Origin of the sequence: Pseudoalteromonas sp. NZS71_1 (genome assembly GCF_015864305.1) — a bacterium.
In the GTDB taxonomy this organism is placed as follows: Bacteria; Pseudomonadota; Gammaproteobacteria; order Enterobacterales; family Alteromonadaceae; genus Pseudoalteromonas; species Pseudoalteromonas arctica.
The window spans coordinates 429,622-446,382 of record NZ_JADYXM010000002.1; the positions used below are offsets into that span (position 1 = coordinate 429,622).

Annotated in this window: 16 protein-coding genes; 2 read left to right on the plus strand and 14 right to left on the minus strand. The window is 41.4% G+C overall.

Features of this window, described 5'->3' with window-relative positions; translation table 11 throughout:
• Positions 1-17: 17 nt before the first annotated feature.
• Genes ftsA through mraZ form a run of 14 tightly spaced genes read right to left on the minus strand, consistent with a single transcriptional unit; the run spans position 18 to position 15,471 of the window.
• Entirely contained in the window at positions 18-1,250 is a 1,233-nt protein-coding gene (gene ftsA / locus I6F43_RS04815) for a cell division protein FtsA (protein WP_007582937.1), read from the minus strand.
• The gene (locus I6F43_RS04820; protein WP_197101287.1) at positions 1,247-2,026 is read right to left on the minus strand and encodes a cell division protein FtsQ/DivIB; all 780 of its coding nucleotides are present in this window, start codon (positions 2,024-2,026) and stop codon (positions 1,247-1,249) included. The genes ftsA and I6F43_RS04820 overlap by 4 nt, the downstream gene beginning before the upstream one ends.
• A gap of 1 nt (position 2,027) precedes the next feature.
• The gene (locus I6F43_RS04825) at positions 2,028-2,948 is read right to left on the minus strand and encodes a D-alanine--D-alanine ligase (RefSeq protein WP_024592944.1); all 921 of its coding nucleotides are present in this window, start codon (positions 2,946-2,948) and stop codon (positions 2,028-2,030) included.
• A complete protein-coding gene (gene murC / locus I6F43_RS04830; protein ID WP_002957994.1) occupies positions 2,945-4,396 on the minus strand; it encodes a UDP-N-acetylmuramate--L-alanine ligase in 1,452 nt (483 codons plus the stop codon). The genes I6F43_RS04825 and murC overlap by 4 nt, the downstream gene beginning before the upstream one ends.
• Positions 4,397-5,473 (minus strand): undecaprenyldiphospho-muramoylpentapeptide beta-N-acetylglucosaminyltransferase, encoded by a 1,077-nt coding sequence (gene murG, locus I6F43_RS04835; RefSeq protein ID WP_010554297.1) that lies wholly within the window; start codon positions 5,471-5,473, stop codon positions 4,397-4,399.
• Positions 5,470-6,645 carry a cell division protein FtsW gene (ftsW, locus tag I6F43_RS04840; protein ID WP_007582927.1) on the minus strand — a complete coding sequence of 392 codons (1,176 nt, stop codon included), beginning with the start codon at positions 6,643-6,645 and terminating at the stop codon, positions 5,470-5,472. Before ftsW ends, murG begins: the two co-directional genes overlap by 4 nt.
• Positions 6,642-7,976 (minus strand): UDP-N-acetylmuramoyl-L-alanine--D-glutamate ligase, encoded by a 1,335-nt coding sequence (gene murD, locus I6F43_RS04845; protein WP_197101289.1) that lies wholly within the window; start codon positions 7,974-7,976, stop codon positions 6,642-6,644. Before murD ends, ftsW begins: the two co-directional genes overlap by 4 nt.
• Positions 7,977-9,059, minus strand: coding sequence for a phospho-N-acetylmuramoyl-pentapeptide-transferase (mraY, locus tag I6F43_RS04850; protein ID WP_007582922.1), 1,083 nt, complete (start codon positions 9,057-9,059; stop codon positions 7,977-7,979).
• On the minus strand, positions 9,059-10,441 hold the full coding sequence (locus I6F43_RS04855; protein ID WP_197101291.1) for a UDP-N-acetylmuramoyl-tripeptide--D-alanyl-D-alanine ligase: 1,383 nt from the start codon (positions 10,439-10,441) through the stop codon (positions 9,059-9,061). The genes mraY and I6F43_RS04855 overlap by 1 nt, the downstream gene beginning before the upstream one ends.
• Positions 10,438-11,916, minus strand: a complete 1,479-nt coding sequence (gene murE / locus I6F43_RS04860; protein WP_197101293.1) for a UDP-N-acetylmuramoyl-L-alanyl-D-glutamate--2,6-diaminopimelate ligase — start codon at positions 11,914-11,916, stop codon at positions 10,438-10,440. Before murE ends, I6F43_RS04855 begins: the two co-directional genes overlap by 4 nt.
• Entirely contained in the window at positions 11,909-13,726 is a 1,818-nt protein-coding gene (locus I6F43_RS04865; protein ID WP_010554293.1) for a peptidoglycan glycosyltransferase FtsI, read from the minus strand. The genes murE and I6F43_RS04865 overlap by 8 nt, the downstream gene beginning before the upstream one ends.
• Positions 13,723-14,049 (minus strand): cell division protein FtsL, encoded by a 327-nt coding sequence (gene ftsL / locus I6F43_RS04870; protein ID WP_007582915.1) that lies wholly within the window; start codon positions 14,047-14,049, stop codon positions 13,723-13,725. The genes I6F43_RS04865 and ftsL overlap by 4 nt, the downstream gene beginning before the upstream one ends.
• Positions 14,046-14,984, minus strand: a complete 939-nt coding sequence (gene rsmH, locus I6F43_RS04875; RefSeq protein WP_008167099.1) for a 16S rRNA (cytosine(1402)-N(4))-methyltransferase RsmH — start codon at positions 14,982-14,984, stop codon at positions 14,046-14,048. The genes ftsL and rsmH overlap by 4 nt, the downstream gene beginning before the upstream one ends.
• Positions 14,985-15,012: 28 nt before the next feature.
• Entirely contained in the window at positions 15,013-15,471 is a 459-nt protein-coding gene (gene mraZ, locus I6F43_RS04880) for a division/cell wall cluster transcriptional repressor MraZ (protein ID WP_007582904.1), read from the minus strand.
• 496 nt (positions 15,472-15,967) lie between these two features.
• On the opposite strand from mraZ, the gene I6F43_RS04885 reads away from it, so the two are divergent.
• Positions 15,968-16,306, plus strand: coding sequence for a hypothetical protein (locus I6F43_RS04885; protein ID WP_007582901.1), 339 nt, complete (start codon positions 15,968-15,970; stop codon positions 16,304-16,306).
• Between the two features lie 6 nt (positions 16,307-16,312).
• Positions 16,313-16,759: a hypothetical protein gene (locus I6F43_RS04890; RefSeq protein WP_010554291.1), complete on the plus strand. Its 447-nt coding sequence runs from the start codon at positions 16,313-16,315 to the stop codon at positions 16,757-16,759.
• Positions 16,760-16,761: the final 2 nt, after the last annotated feature.

Here is a 16,761-nt window from a genome sequence, read left to right on the forward strand (position 1 = left end):
ACTCTCCGACTTGAGTCTTAAAACTCGCCTTGGAACCATTTAGTAATGCGGTTCCACCAATTATTGTTATCCTCTGCTTTCGACTTTTGTGCATTCATCGATTGCATGGTACGCCCGTATTGTAACAAACCAACAGCGGTTGCGTACGAAGGATCATCTACATAGTCTGTCAAACCAACCATCCCGATTGGTTTGCCTATTCTTACTGGCATTTGGAAGATATCTTCTGCCACTTCCATCGCGCCAGTCATTTTAGCAGTTCCGCCTGTAATAACGAGACCTGCCGCAATTTGGTCTTCTAAGCCTGAACGACGAATTTCTTCCATCGCAAGCTCAAATAATTCTCTAAAACGAGGCTCTACCACCTCAGATAATGTATGGCGCGACATTAACCTTGCTGGTCGTCCGCCTACACTTGGTACTTCAATTGTGTCTTCGCTACTTGCCATTTGGCTACTAGCACATGCGTATTGTACTTTGAGTGACTCGGCATGTGATATAGGTGTGCGAAATATTTTTGCAATATCACCAGTAACTTGGTTACCCGCCACTGGAATAACCGCAGAGTGACGAAGTGCGCCATTAATATAAATGGTGATATCCATAGTGCCGCCACCAATATCAAGTACTGCAACACCTAGCTCTTTTTCGTCATCTGTTAGTACAGAATAACATGACGCTAATGCAGTAAAGATAAGTTGATCGACTTCAAGACCACAGCGCTCTACGCATTTCTCGATATTTTTTGCCATATCGTTTGAGCACGTAATAATGTGTGCACGCGCTTCCATACGAACACCACTCATACCAAGTGGGTTTTTAATGCCCTCTTGCATGTCGATACTGTATTCTTGCGGCAATGCATGCAGCATTTTACGTTCTGCCGAAATAGGCACAGAACGCGCAATATGAATTACATTTTCAATGTCTTCGTCAGTGACTTCGGTGTTATTAATTGCCACCACGCCACTTTCGTTTTGGCACTGTATATGTTTGCCAGAAATACCCAAATACACAGAGCTAATACGACAATCAGCCATTAACTCGGCTTCGTCTATTGCTCGGCGAATAGACTCAGACACTAAGTTTAAATCGTTAACGCCGCCTTTATCCATACCATGAGATACTTGGCTGCCCACACCAACAATGCTGAGCTTGTTATCTGCGGTGATTTCACCTACCGTGGCAACCACTTTCGAGGTGCCAACGTCTAACCCTATTACTAGGTTTCTTTCTGCTGACTTAGTCATGCCTTACTCTTATTTTGTAATTGTTCTTCTTGCACTGGCTTAAAGCTGACTGCAAGGCCGGTATCATACCGTAAATCTATTGTATCTACTTGTGCATCTGCACGTTGTTCCATTCGTGGATAAACGTCTATAAAACGTTGTACACGCTTGGCTTTATCTTTACGTCCTAAATTTAAACGTATTCCGTTATCTAACCATAGTTGCCACGAAAAGCGCTCCGACAATGCCAAACTTGTTAACGTTAAGCCGTTAACTTTTAGCATTTCATCAAATTGCTTAAAAGCAATCCACGCTTCTTCTTCGCTGCCTTCTGGGCCGTATAACTGCGGTAAGTCGTCATCTAACTTATCGCTGCGGGCTTGAAATGCTTGACCACTTTGGTTGAGCAATAAGTCGCTATTCCAATGTGCTACTACTTCATGTTCAACAACATATACTTGTATAGTATCAGGCCATTGTTTACGCACCGAAGCGGTAGCAACCCAGGGTAAGTCTTGAACTAGCTGCTGCACATGCTTAACATCAAGTTCAAAAAAACTACTTAAATCGGCTTTTTTAATCGCTTTTATAATTGCCGTTTCATCTGTGTATTTAGGCTGCCCTTGCACTGTAAGGTGCTTAATTTGAGCATCTTTGTTTTCAACTAACCAATCCGATACACCTGTCGTAATTTGCACTAAGCCAATTACAACTATCAGAAAAAAGCTCACACCAAAAATCAGAGACCAATTAAGTTTCAGTTTGATTTCCTGAGCTTTTTCTAAAAGGGGATGCATATTAAAGCGTTTGCTCTAAAATGCGAACAACTAATTGTTCAAAAGTTGCCCCATTCGCTTTTGCTGCCATTGGCACTAACGACTTTTCAGTCATGCCTGGTACTGTATTTACTTCAAGCAGGTAAAAGTTACCTTGCTCGTCTTGCATCGCATCAACACGGCCCCAACCACTTGCGCCCACTAAATCAAATGCATCTAGCGATATAGCTTGTAAGTACTTAGTATCTTGCTCTGATAAATCGGCAGGACAATGGTACTGGGTTGTATTTGATTGATACTTAGCTTGGTAATCGTAAAAACCATTTGGTGTCGTCATCTCGATGACTGGTTGTACTTCATCGCCAAGCACTGTAACTGTGAATTCACGTCCCGTGATCCACTGCTCTACAAGCACTTGATTATCAAACTTAAATGCATTAGCTAGTGCGTCTTCAAGTTCTTGTGCTGTACTTGCTTGCGCCATACCTATGCTTGAGCCTTCGTGCGATGGCTTAACCATTACCTTTTTAAACTCACCCATAATAGCTGCAGCATCAAAGCCTTTTTTAGCGTCAACTACGGTATAAGGTGCAGTGCTTAAACCCGCTGATTTAAATAAGTGCTTACAACGTACTTTATCCATAGCAAGTGCTGAACCCAGTACATTACTGCCCGTGTAAGGCAGGTTCATAAATTCAAGCGCACCTTGTACAGTTCCGTCTTCGCCACCACGACCATGCAAAGCAATAAAAACGCGCTCTACATTTAATTCTTTTAACTCCCACAAAGAACGACTTTGCGGGTCAAATGCAATTGCATCAATGCCACTATTTTGCAGTGCATTTAAAACAGCCTGACCCGATCGTAAAGACACTTCACGTTCTGCTGAGTTACCACCTAGCAGTACCGCTACTTTACCAAATTGTGTGTTTACCTGAGTCATACTTCACCTTGCTTAAGTTTTTCTATCGACATACCCGTCGCAGCTAATGTTTTAACTAACTGACCTATATTACCAGCGCCTTGGGTTAATACTAAATCATTATTTTGTAAATTTGCGGCCAAAACGCCTGCAAGCTCTGCATTTGTTGCTACATGCAGCGGCTCTTTGCCACGTTGACGAAGGCTACGGCATAAGCTTTTGCTGTCTGCGCCAACAATAGGATCTTCACCAGCGCTATACACATCAAGCAGTAGCAACTGATCTACATCAGCAAGTACTTTTACAAAATCTTCGTATAAGTCGCGTGTACGGGAAAATCTATGAGGTTGATATACCATTACTAAACGCTTATCAGGCCAACCTTCACGTACTGCTGCAATTGTTGCTGCAACTTCTGAAGGATGATGCCCGTAATCATCAACTAACATCACATTGCCACGCTCGTTTTCAAATTCACCATAGTGTTGAAAACGACGACCAATACCTTCAAACTTCTGCAGCGCTTCTAAAATTGCATGATTCGCAATATTTTGATCTTTTGCCACAGCAATCGCAGCGGTTGCATTAAGTGCGTTGTGTCTACCTGGCATATTCAACGTGGCAGTTAAACACTCACCTTGCTTGTTAGTTACTGTAAATGTGCATGTATTAGCTGATTGGCTAAAGTCGCTCATGCGGTAATCAGCATCCTTCGATTCGCCATACGTGATAACTGGGCGACCAAAACGCGGGATAAGTTCAGCAGCAACTTCAGAATCAATACATACAACAGCTAAACCATAAAACGGCAAGTTATGGATGAAATCTACGTACGTGTCTTTCATTTTTTCAAGACTGCCGCCATAAGTATCCATGTGATCTTCTTCAATATTTGTGATCACCGATACCATTGGCTGTAAGTGTAAAAACGACGCGTCGCTTTCATCAGCTTCTGCAATTAAAAAATCACTTTTGCCTACTTTTGCGTTACTACCTGCGCTATTTAACAAGCCACCAATAATAAAGGTTGGATCAAGCCCTGCTTGTCCATAAATACTCGCAATTAAGCTTGTTGTCGTTGTTTTACCATGCGTACCCGCAATTGCTATACCGTGGCGAAAACGCATTAATTCAGCCAACATTTCTGCGCGGCGAACAACAGGAACTCTTGCGGCTTTGGCTGCAATAATTTCAGGGTTTGTTTCATCAATCGCACTTGAAACAACGACTACATTGGCATCTTTCACGTTATTTTCATGATGGCCTATAAATACTTCTGCACCGGCTTTAATTAAACGATCTGTCATAGCGCTATGGGCGATGTCAGAACCTGTAATACGGTAGCCTTCAAAAGCGAGTACTTCAGCAATACCGCCCATACCTGCTCCACCAATACCAATAAAGTGAATGGTTTCTATTCGGCGCATTGCAGGGCGTGTGTGTTTTTCTTGTACTGACGTTTCTTTCACTTATTTTCTCTTATTTGTTACTTGCTCACAGTGCGTTGCTACGCTTGCTGTGGCATCTAAAATGGCTTGTTTTTTTGCATTTGTAGCCATTTCAGTAATTAATGAAGGTTGGGCTAAATACGGGCTTAATAGTTCAACAATTGATTGTTTATTAAACTGCCCTTGTGGCATTAATAATGCACCATTAGCCATCACTAAATATTGTGCGTTCGCTGTTTGATGGTCATCCACGGCATGTGGAAACGGAACAAAAACGGCCATTTTACCTGCCGCTGCAATTTCGCTAACAGTTAATGCACCAGCACGGCAAACAACAATGTCGGCCCAGCTATACGCTGCGTCCATATCATCAATAAATTCAGCTATTTTTGCATTACTGCCTGTAAAAGCATGCATTTTATAAGCGGCTTCTACGGTAGTTAAATGACCCTTACCTGTTTGATGCCATACACTTATTGGAGCTGTATTATTTAGTACTTTAAATGCTTCTGGTAATGTTTGATTAAGCACTTGTGCACCAAGCGAGCCGCCCACTACTAAAATATTAATAGGGCTTGATACATCGCGTTTGGCTATATTCATAACGCTTTGGCGAACTGGGTTACCTACTAGCTCGGCTTGACCCTGTGCAAAAGCACTTGGAAATGCAGCTAATACTCGTGTAGCCACCTTAGCTAGCAGTTTATTGCTCATACCCGCTACAGCGTTTTGCTCGTGAATAACCAGCGGGATACCTAAACTTTTTGCGGCAATTCCCGTTGGACCCGTAACATAACCGCCCATTGCAAGTACTACATCAGGCCGCTGCTCTTTCAATACCTTACGCGCCTGCAATACTGCATTAATTACCATAAATGGGGCTTTAATAAGACGCTTTAATCCGTTACCACGAACACCTTTAACGTTAATAAAATCAATATCTATATTGTGCTTAGGTACAACGCTCGCTTCCATTCGATCTGGTGTGCCGATCCAGCTAACTTGCCAGCCCTGCTGTTTTAAATAATCGGCTACTGCAATACCGGGAAAAATGTGTCCGCCAGTTCCACCAGCCACTACTACTAATTTTTTACTCATCGCTTACCTCCGCGTGAGGTGGCTTGTTTGGTTGCCATTTTGGTTTCAAAATCTACGCGTAATAAAATACCCGTGGCAATCGTCATAATTAATAAGCTTGAGCCGCCATAAGAAATAAACGGCAGGGTTAAACCCTTCGTCGGTAAAATACCCGCGCTCGCACCTACATTCACCATGGTTTGAAATGCAAACCAAATACCAATGGCAAATGAAAAGTAGCCTTCGTATTCCTTGCCGCACTTAAGGGCTTGTTGGCCTATTAATAAGGCTCTAAATACTAAAGTAGCTAATACCGTTAAAATACTTACAACGCCTATTAAGCCAAGTTCTTCACCTATAACGGCAAAAATAAAATCGTTATGTGCTTCAGGTAAATATTGTAGCTTTTGTACACTGTTACCTAAGCCTTGGCCAAACCAACCCCCCTGGCTATATGCCATTAGCGATTGCACCAACTGATAACCCTTGCCAAAAGGATCATCCCAAGGGTCTAAAAAGCCTACAACACGCGCCATACGATAAGGTTCAACAATAATAAGTAATACAACCAGACCCACGCCCGTTAAAATAAGTACAAAAAACTGCCATAACTTAGCACCAGCTAAAAACAATAAACCAACCGTTGTTACAAACATAACAACCACTGTGCCTAAATCTGGCTGCAACAGAATAAGCAGTGCATACACTGCAAATACAGCAATTGGCTTTGCAAAGCCTTTAATATTTTCTTGTACTTCTTCACGTTTTCTTACCAAATAACCCGCAATATAACTAAAAAAGTACAACTTAGCGGCCTCAGCCACCTGAAAACCAACAGGTCCAATAGGTATCCATCGTTTAGCGCCGTTTACTTCGCGCCCAATAATCAATACCGCTATTAATAGCACCATGCCTAGTATTAATAGATAAGGGTTTGATCGTTTCCACCACTCCATTGGCACACAAACGCTTATCCAAAAAAGCACAAAAGCCATTGCCAAAAACATGCTGTGGCGAATGGTAATATGGTACGGGTCATCAAATAACCGCTCTGCGGTAGGCATTGATGCGCTGGTCACCATGATAAAACCAACACCAATGAGCATTATTACGCAGTACAATAGCGGTACATCGTATAACTGCGCCGAAGGCTTAGGTGTTAATGCGTCTCTTATATCGGCAAAAGCAATCATAACGCCCCTGCCATTACACACTGAACAAAGTCATCACCGCGTTGCATATAGTTGTTATACATATCAATGCTGGCACATGCGGGTGCTAATAAAACAATATTGCCTGTACTACTAAGTACTTTGGCCAAAGTAACGGCTTCTTCCATATTGTTAGTTAAATAACTCTTATTGGTAATCGCAGCTAAGTCACTTGCGTCTTTACCAAAACAAATTAATGCTTTTACATGCTGTTCTATGTAAGGTTTAAGCGCATTTAAATCAGCGCCTTTGGCATCGCCACCAGCAATAACAATCAGATTTTCACCGTCACTAGCTAAACTATCTATTGCAGCAATGGTCGCTCCAACATTCGTTGCCTTTGAATCGTTAAAATACTTTACACCGTTAAGCTCAGCTACAAATTGGCAGCGATGAGCCAACCCATTAAATTGACCTAATGCATTTTTATATTGCTCTTTGCTTACTTCAAACGGACTTAAGAGCGCCATTACTGCAAGCGTATTTAAATAATTGTGCTTACCCACTACCGCAAGTGTATCAACAGGTAAAAAGGCATCGCCTTTAACCATAAAGTGAGTTTCGCCATTGTGCTGCGCTAAATGGTAATCACCTTGTTGAGCACCAAAGCTAATTAAAGGGGTTGTACCGCGCTCAACTGGATGTGTTTGACTATCGTCTGCATTGACAACAATAAGCTCTGCAAAATTATAAATACTTAGCTTTGAGTCTATATAAGCTTGGTAACTGTCGTAGCGGTCAAGATGATCTTCAGACACATTTAATACCGTTGCACTTACTGGTTTTAAACTCGTTGTGGTATCTAACTGAAAACTCGATAACTCAAGCACATACACATCAAAATCATCATTGAGTAAATCAAGTACCGCTGTGCCAATATTCCCACCCAAAGCAACTTTATAGCCGGCTTCTTTTAACACTTCATAAGCGAGCGTAATTACGGTTGATTTACCGTTAGAGCCCGTTACTGCAACAACAGGTTTTGAATTAATACGTGCAAATAACTCAACGTCGCCAATCACTTCAACACCTGCGTTAATTGCATCTGCAACAGCTGGTATTTTTAAGCTAAGCCCAGGGCTTATAATAATCATATCGCTTGAACAAAGCTCTACGTCATCCAAATTACCGAAGTGGGTATCTAGAGTTGGCGCGTGCTCTTTTAGCCAATCAATCCCCGGCGGGGTTACTCGGCTATCAACGACCTTTGGTGTGAGGCCATGAGATAATAGAAAACGCACAATGCCCAGACCGGTTACACCGAGTCCGAGCACTGTTATTTGTTTGTTTTTTATCTCGTTTAAATACTGCATTTATCGAATCTTTAAAGTAGCTAAGCCAGCAAGCACTAGCACAACAGAAATAATCCAAAAGCGCACAATAACGCGAGGCTCTGGCCAACCTTTTAATTCATAATGATGATGAATCGGCGCCATTCTAAAAATGCGTTGTCCGCGTAATTTATACGACCCCACTTGTAATATTACCGATAGCGCTTCCATTACAAATACACCGCCCATAATAATAAGCAGTAATTCTTGGCGTACTAAAACAGCAATAATACCTAATGCGCCACCAAGTGCTAATGAGCCAACATCGCCCATAAATACTTGTGCTGGGTAAGTGTTAAACCATAAAAAGCCAAGCCCTGCGCCCACAATGGCAGTACATACAACCACAAGCTCACTCGCCAGCGGTAAATGTGGAATATGTAAGTAAGCCGAAAAGTTAATATTACCTGTTAAGTAAGCAATAATTGCCAGCGCTGAAGCCACTAAAATAATTGGCACAATCGCCAAGCCATCTAAACCATCGGTCAGGTTTACCGCGTTTGATGTACCTACTATCGCAAAGTACGTAAGCACGATATAAAACAAACCTAATTGCGGTAATACGTCTTTAAAAAATGGAACAACAAGTGATGTTTCAGATGCTTGTGCACTGGTAAAATACAAAGCAGTAGCTACAACTAATGCAATGACCGACTGCCAAAAGTACTTCCACTTAGCAATTAAGCCTTTTGGATCTTTACGAATAACTTTACGATAATCATCAACAAAGCCAACAATACCTAATGAGCCAATTACAAATAGTGTTGCCCATACGTATTTATTTGATAAATCGGCCCAAAGTAGCGTGCTGGTAAAAATAGCCGCTAAAATAAGTAAGCCGCCCATAGTCGGCGTACCCGACTTAGACAAATGCGATTGCGGACCATCGTCTCGAACTGTTTGACCTATTTGCATACGTTGCAAACCACGAATTAACTTAGGCCCTAAATAAAGAGACATAATTAGCGCAGTTAAAATACCTAAAATGGCACGTAGCGTTAAATACGAAAAAACATGAAAACCACTAAAATACTGTGTTAAATACTCTGCCAGCCAAACTAACATTATGATACTCCATTGATGGCTTGTTGCTGGCCATTAACTAAATCGGTTACTAATAATTCCATGCGAGAACTGCGCGATCCTTTCACTACTATTGTTGTTTTAGTATTCACTTTATTAATACTTTCTTGAATTTTTTGCTGCATCTGTTCGCGGCTCGAAAAGTGGCGATTAGGTAGTTCAAACACATCACTTGCGTATTTACTTAATACACCTAATGTAAATAACTCATCAATCCCTTGCTCAAGTGCATACTCGCCAACTTCTTGATGGTACTTACGTGCATCTTCACCTAGCTCACCCATGTCTCCGAGTGCTAAAATGCGGTGACCTTGCATATCACTTAACAAGTCAATCGCAGCCTTTACAGACTTAACATTGGCATTATAGGTATCATCAACCACTGTGAGTAAATCAGACACTTCAATTAAATTAACGCGCCCTTTTACATCCCCCATTGTGGCAAGTGCATTGGCTATTTCTTCAAGGGTTACATTAAATTCACTGGTCAGTGCAGCAGCGATAAGTGCATTACTAATATTGTGCTTACCCGGAAGTGCCAAAGTAACAGGTACTTGCTTGTTTTTAGTGCAAAGCGTAAAGCTTGCACGCGCATTGGCATCAAGCGTAATGTTCTCTGCCCAAATATCTAGTTTTTCAGTTGTAGAAAAACGTTTAACATTACGCCCTTCAAGCTTATCTAACCAATATTGGCTAAATTCACTATCGCAGTTAACAATCGCAACGCCATCATCTTTAAGGCCATCAAAAATCTCACCTTTAGCTTTTGCGACGCCCATTAAACTACCAAAACCTTCTAAGTGGGCTGCTGCAACATTACATACAACGGCTACATCTGGTTTTGTCATTGCAGTAGTGTAAGCAATTTCACCTAAGTGATTTGCACCTAGTTCAATAACCGCAAAACGATGTTGAGGCTCTAAGCGCAATAACGTAAGTGGGACGCCAATATCGTTATTAAAATTACCTTTAGTAGCTAATACATCACCGTGAACCGACAAAATTGCCGCACACATTTCTTTTACGGTGGTTTTGCCTACACTACCTGTAATTGCAATTGTTTTAGGCGCCACTTGGGCCATAACAGCGGTGCCAATTGCACCTAGTGCAATACGTGTATCGCTTACTATAAATTGTGGAATATCTACATCAACTTTGTGCTGAACAATAACGCCAATAGCGCCTTTTTGTTTAGCCTCAGCTATAAATTTATGACCATCAAAATTTGGCCCTTTCAGTGCTAAAAACACTTCACCATCGCACACTGTACGAGTATCAGTATTTATATGAAGCACGTGTTGATTATCACCTTGATAATCGGTTGTTAGCACATTAGCTAACCAATCAAAATCCATTGGGATCATTGTGTTATCCCTCTTACCGCTTTTTTTAGTTGTTCTTGTACATAGCGGCGATCGCAAAAGTCGATTCGCTTATCGCCTATAATTTGATAATCTTCGTGGCCTTTACCTGCAATCAAAATAACCTCATCAGCTGTAGCGTTTTCTATAGCAAAACGAATTGCAGTTGCTCTATCAGCCTCTAAATGTGCATTTTGAGGATGGGTTAAACCGCCAGCTACATCTGCAATAATGTCATCAGGGTTTTCTGAGCGAGGGTTATCACTGGTAATAATAACTTTATTAGCGTTTTGCTCTGCAGCTTGCGCCATCAATGCGCGCTTACCTTTGTCTCTGTCGCCACCGCAACCAAATACACAACTTACACCACCTGGCACATGCAGCTGCAATGCTTGTAATGCAAGTGCAAGTGCATCGGGTGTATGTGCGTAATCAACAACACACGTCGGCATGCCTACTTGGCTAAATGCTTGCATTCGCCCAGCTACTGGCTGTAATTGCGCACAACCTGCAACTAATTGCTCAAGCGGATAACCTAGCCCTAGTAATGTAGCGAGCGCTGCCGTTAAGTTATATAAATTAAATTCGCCAAACAGAGGCGATTTAATCGACATATCACCCCAACTAGTCGATAACTGCGCCGAAATACCTTCACTTGAGTATTCAACATCAGAAAAATGAACGTACTGAGCATTCTTAGGGGCCAAGTTTTTGCGGCCGTAACAAATTAAGTTATTGAAATCATACTTTTCAAGCCATTGCTCAGCTTGAGAATCATCTTGATTAAGCACTACAACTTGCGGCTCAAAATCACGGAAAAGCATTAGTTTCGCATCACCGTAACTTGCCATATCACCATGGTAATCTAAGTGATCGCGCGAAAGATTAGTAAACACAGCTGCTTTAAACGCGCATTTAGCAACACGCTGCTGCACTAATCCATGAGATGACACTTCCATGGCTACCAGCTTTTTATGCCGCGAATTTAAATCGCTCAAAATATGCTGTAAATCAACCGTTGAAGGTGTGGTATTAATCAGTGGAATTAAGTTATCAGGATGACCATAACCTAAAGTGCCAATAATAGCCGAATCAGTACTGCAAAATTGCGCTAAGTGGGCAATCATTGCTGTGGTTGTCGATTTACCGTTTGTACCTGTCACACCAATTAAATCAAGAGCCTGACTTGGCTGGCTATAAAAGCGACTTGCTAATTCTGGAAGCTTTTTATCAAGCTCCGAAACTAAATATAGTGGCTCAAAACTTGTTTCAAATTCACATAATCTGTCAGCAATAATAGCTGTTGCGCCATTTTCAATTGCTTTATTAATAAATTGACCGCCATCAAGTGCATGGCCTTTAATAGCAACAAATACATCACCTGGCGTTACTTCACGGCTATCAAGGCGTAAATGTTTTACCAGTTGCGAGGGCGCATCTATTTCGATGTATTTTAAAATATCCTTTAAATCACGCATCGTTATCTTTACCTTGTACGTACGCAACCTCTTCCTTGTCAGGCGCTACGTTTAATATTCTTAATGCGTTAGAGATGATTTCTGCAAATGCAGGGCCAGCGGTGGCACCTCCATAGTACACATCACCACCTGGTTCATTAATCATAACTACCACGGCTAAACGAGGATTACTTGCCGGCGCTACACCTGCAAAATAACCTACATATTCATCACCATAACCACCTGCTACGGCTTTTTTAGATGTACCTGTTTTACCAGCTGCACGATACCCATCAACTTTTATGTTGCGAGCAGTACCGTCTTTTTCAAATACACTTTCCATCATGTGCACTACGGCTTCTACGTCTTTTTGTTTAAAAATACGTTCGCCTTCAGGTATATTGTCTTGCTTTAAAATAGTCAGTGGTCGATTAACTCCACCAGCGCCTAACATGGTATAAAAGCGCGCCATTTGCGCAGTACTTACCGAAATCGCATAACCAAATGATAAAGTGGCAATTTCAAAGTCAGACCAACGACGATTTGGATAAAACAAACCGCTACTTTCACCGACCATTCCAGTACCTGTATCACTACCAAAGCCTACTTTTTGGTATAAACCAACAAGGTAATCTTTAGGCACTAACTGAGTAACCTTCGCAACTCCCATGTTTGAGGAGTACTTTAGTATTTCGCGCAGTGTTAGTTCGCCGTGATTACGAGTATCTCTCACTAAACTACCACCTAAACGCATCCAACCTGGGTAGGTATCAATCGTGTCATCTGCCTGAATGGCGCCGTAGTCTAGCCCAGCCAAAATGGCTAGAGGCTTAACAGTTGAGCCTGGTTCAAACAAATCTGTAATTGCGCGGTTACGACGTTTATGAGGTGCAGCATCGCTTAAGTTGTTTGGATTAAATGAAGGGCTATTTACCATTGCCAGTACTTCACCGGTTTTAACATCAACTACCATAGCTGAGCCCGATGTGGCTTTATAAGTCAGTACAGCTGATTTTACGGCCTTGTACGCAATAGCTTGAATTCGTTGATCAATACTTAGTTCTATACTTTCTGGCTCTACACGTTCTCGTTCGTCAAGTACTTCTACCTCACGCCCTTGTGCGTCTTTACGAATGGTACGGCGGCCTTCCTCGCCCGTTAAAGCGTTTTCGTATAGCTTTTCAATGCCTTCAATGCCTTTGCCATCGATATTGGTAAAACCAATAACATGCGCGGTAACTTCACCTGCAGGGTAGTAGCGTTTAGATTCATCTAGTAAATGGATACCAGGGAGGCGTAAATCACCAATATAATTTGCTACAGCAGGAGTAACTTGGCGCTTTAAATACACAAAGCGACGCGAAGGATCGTTTAAAAGTCGAGAATTAATCTTTTTAGGATCAATACGCAGCACATCTGCAAGCTCGCGCCAGCGTAAATCGTTTTTATAATAAAGTGCAGTACGCTTATCAAGCTCAACAGTGTTTTCAGTTAAAGATAAGTGATCTTCGCCGCTTTTGCGGGCTTGTTTGATTACTTTAGATACAAGCGATTTATGTAATGCTTTAGGATCAGCATATACACTTACCACAGGCACACTTACCGCTAATTCTTTACCATTGCGGTCAAAAATCATTCCGCGTTGCACATGCAGTTTTTCAACACGTACCGTACGTTTATCACTTTCTGAACGTGCTTTATCAGGTTCTATCACTTGTAAATAAGCAGCGCGAGATACGAGTGTTACAAACACCATAAACACAACTGTACACACCAGCATAAAGCGCCATGTGATTAAATTAGTGACTGGTTTTTTGCCTCTATTTCTCATTGTACTATTATTACCTGCTCATCTTGACTCGTAGGTCGTTTCATTTTTAATTGTGATATAGCAACTTCTTCAATGCGTGCATGTTGCGAATAAAATTCTTCTTCAACAAGTAAGTAGCGCCACTCTAAATCGAGTTCATCACGTTCTTGTAATAATTGATCTTGCTTTATAAGTTGCCCACGAGCTAAATGTGTTGTTTGCACAACAGCTAAACTAGAAGCGAATATCACAACCAACAAGGCCGAGGTTAGCTTGTTAGCACCTAGGCCTTTTAATATTTCAAAGAATAAATTGGGTTGACGATAGCTCGCTTTTTTACTCATCCCAACCTCTGTGCAATCCTAAGTACAGAACTACGAGAACGTGGATTACGTTCTACTTCAACAGTACTTGGCTTAATAGCCTTACCCACTGCTTTTAACGTCAGGTTTTTATTTATTTGTGCATCAGTTAAAGGCAGACCTCTGGGTAACACTTCTCCCCTACTCTGTTTTCTAATAAACTGTTTTACAATACGATCCTCTAGTGAGTGAAACGAAATCACCACTAAACGTCCGCCTGGCTTTAGCACTTTAACTGCAGACTGTAGCGCTGTTTGAATCTCTTCAAGCTCGCTATTAATATAAATACGAATCGCCTGAAAAGTACGTGTTGCAGGGTGCTTAAACTTATCTTTTACCGGTACTGCTTCATCAACAAGGTCAGCAAGTTGCTTGGTTGTTGTGATTGGCGTGTGCTCACGAACTTCGAGTACTTTGTGTGCAATGCGTTTACCAAACTTTTCTTCGCCCAGTTTTTTAATTACGTGGGTAATATCATCTAATTCAGCTTCTGCTAACCACTGCGCAGCACTGCGACCTGTTGTTGGGTCCATGCGCATATCAAGTGGCCCATCTTTCATGAAACTAAAACCACGCGCAGCGTCATCCAGTTGTGGCGACGAGACACCAATGTCTAATAAAATGCCATCCACTTTACCAATGAGATCGTTCTGCTCTGCTACTTCGTATAAATTCGAAAAACGAGTATGTGCAATCGCAAAACGTGGATCATCAGCGAATTTTTCGGCTGATTGTATCGCTTGTGGATCTTGGTCAATTGCTTGCAAGCGACCTTCATCACCAAGGCGTGCTAAAATTTGTCCAGAGTGGCCGCCACGTCCAAACGTACCATCCATGTATATACCGTCTGGCTTAATTGCGAGGGCATCGATGGTTTCGTCCATTAATACGGATACGTGTTCAAATTGCGCTGTCATTAGCTATTATTTGCCTTTTTTTGTGCTGTTAGAGTGTAAAATTATCTAAATCTTGGTTAGGTTCAAAATCGCCAAGCCTTTCAAGCTCAGTATCTTGCTGCATTTGCTCGTGCCAACGCGCCTCATCCCAAATTTCAAATTTATTCATCAAACCAACTAGCATGATTTTTTTGCCAAGTGATGCATGAGCCCTCAGTGACGGCGCAAGCAAAATTCGACCATTTTTATCAAGTTGATATTCAGTAGCATTCCCGAGCAACATACGCTGCATTCGACGGGCTCGTGGGTTCATATTGGAGATTTTAGCTAAACGGCTTTCTATTTCTAGCCACTCAGCCAGCGGATACAACCATAAACACGGCTCATTTAATGCGACGGTACAAATAACCGTTCCCTGATCTTCAGACAATAGAGATTCTCGGTACTTAGTCGGTACCGCAAAACGCCCCTTATCATCCAAACTCAGTGAACTCGCGCCACGAAACATAAAAAACCTACTTTAAAATTGTTTTATTCAACTTTTGTTTATTTTTATCCAGTGTGATCCACTAAAAACCACTTTTTACCACAGTGCTCCAGTTTAGGGCTTGACAAGCCATTTTGTCAAGTAAGCTGACCAGCTTTAGTAAGTCCCAAAGCTAGAAAAAATAAGGGCTCAAGCGAAGCGTTTGAATTACGTGGGAAAAAGTGGGATTGTGATGAAAAAAATATCTATTCTGTTTTTTATAACTTTCTGTTTACACGCTTTACTTACTGAATAACCAATGAATATTTACAACTTTTTAAGCATTTTCACTCCCTTTGTAAAATTTACCTAACCGTGTAGTAATAGTTACTGTTTATTTTAAAATACTAATTATCAAAAATTAAAAAATACAAACAAAACTTATCAAATTCAGTCAGTTAAAATAAATAACAAGTTTGGTTTAATCATTGCATTATCTAAATCACTATTTAAATTTTTAACTTATTAAGGATTGATTATGGCTACTGCAACGAATACGAAACCAAATACAACTTCAGATGTTAAGCCTGACGTTAAACTAACAAATACTGAGTCTCCTCTTACAGAGAAAGCAACATCAGCGGCGCACGATGCCGTAGATGCACTTTCTAGCAAAGCTGCAACAGCTGAAAGCAGTGTGCGTAAAGGAGCTTCTAGCTCAGCAGATGCATTAAGCGAAAAACAACTTATTGCACGCGAAAAGTTAAGTGAATGTACAGCTAAAACCCGTGCATTTGCTTCTGAAAATCCATTAGCAACCGCGGGTATTGCTTTTGCTGCGGGTATGCTGATTACATCACTATTTCGTCGTAAGTAATCAGTGATGAATAACCCACAAACAAGCGCAGCCAAGGATGGTGAAGCGCAAAACCAAACAACTGAGCAGCAGAGCCAAAAGGACGATTGGCAAGATCATATTGCAAAGCTTTTAGAGTACTCTAAGCAGCTCAAGGATGATTACCAAACTCAAGGAAAGATCACCCATCAGCTTGCTAAAGCTGAATGGCGGTTATCGCTTAGATCGCTTGCATTGATCACTATATTCTTAGGCTGTTTTGCCAGTGGTTTGGTTTTGTTGTGGGCAGGAGTATTAGGCGCTGTTGGATACGGTGTATATGATCTTTTTGGGTCAGTATGGCTAAGTATTGCAACAGCTACTTTGCTGCAAGTTGCTTGTTTAGCATGGCTTTGGAAAAATACGGTTTACCTAAGCAATAAAATTGGCTTTAGTAAAACACTTAAAAGCTTGAAACAACTGTTTAACTTATAAGG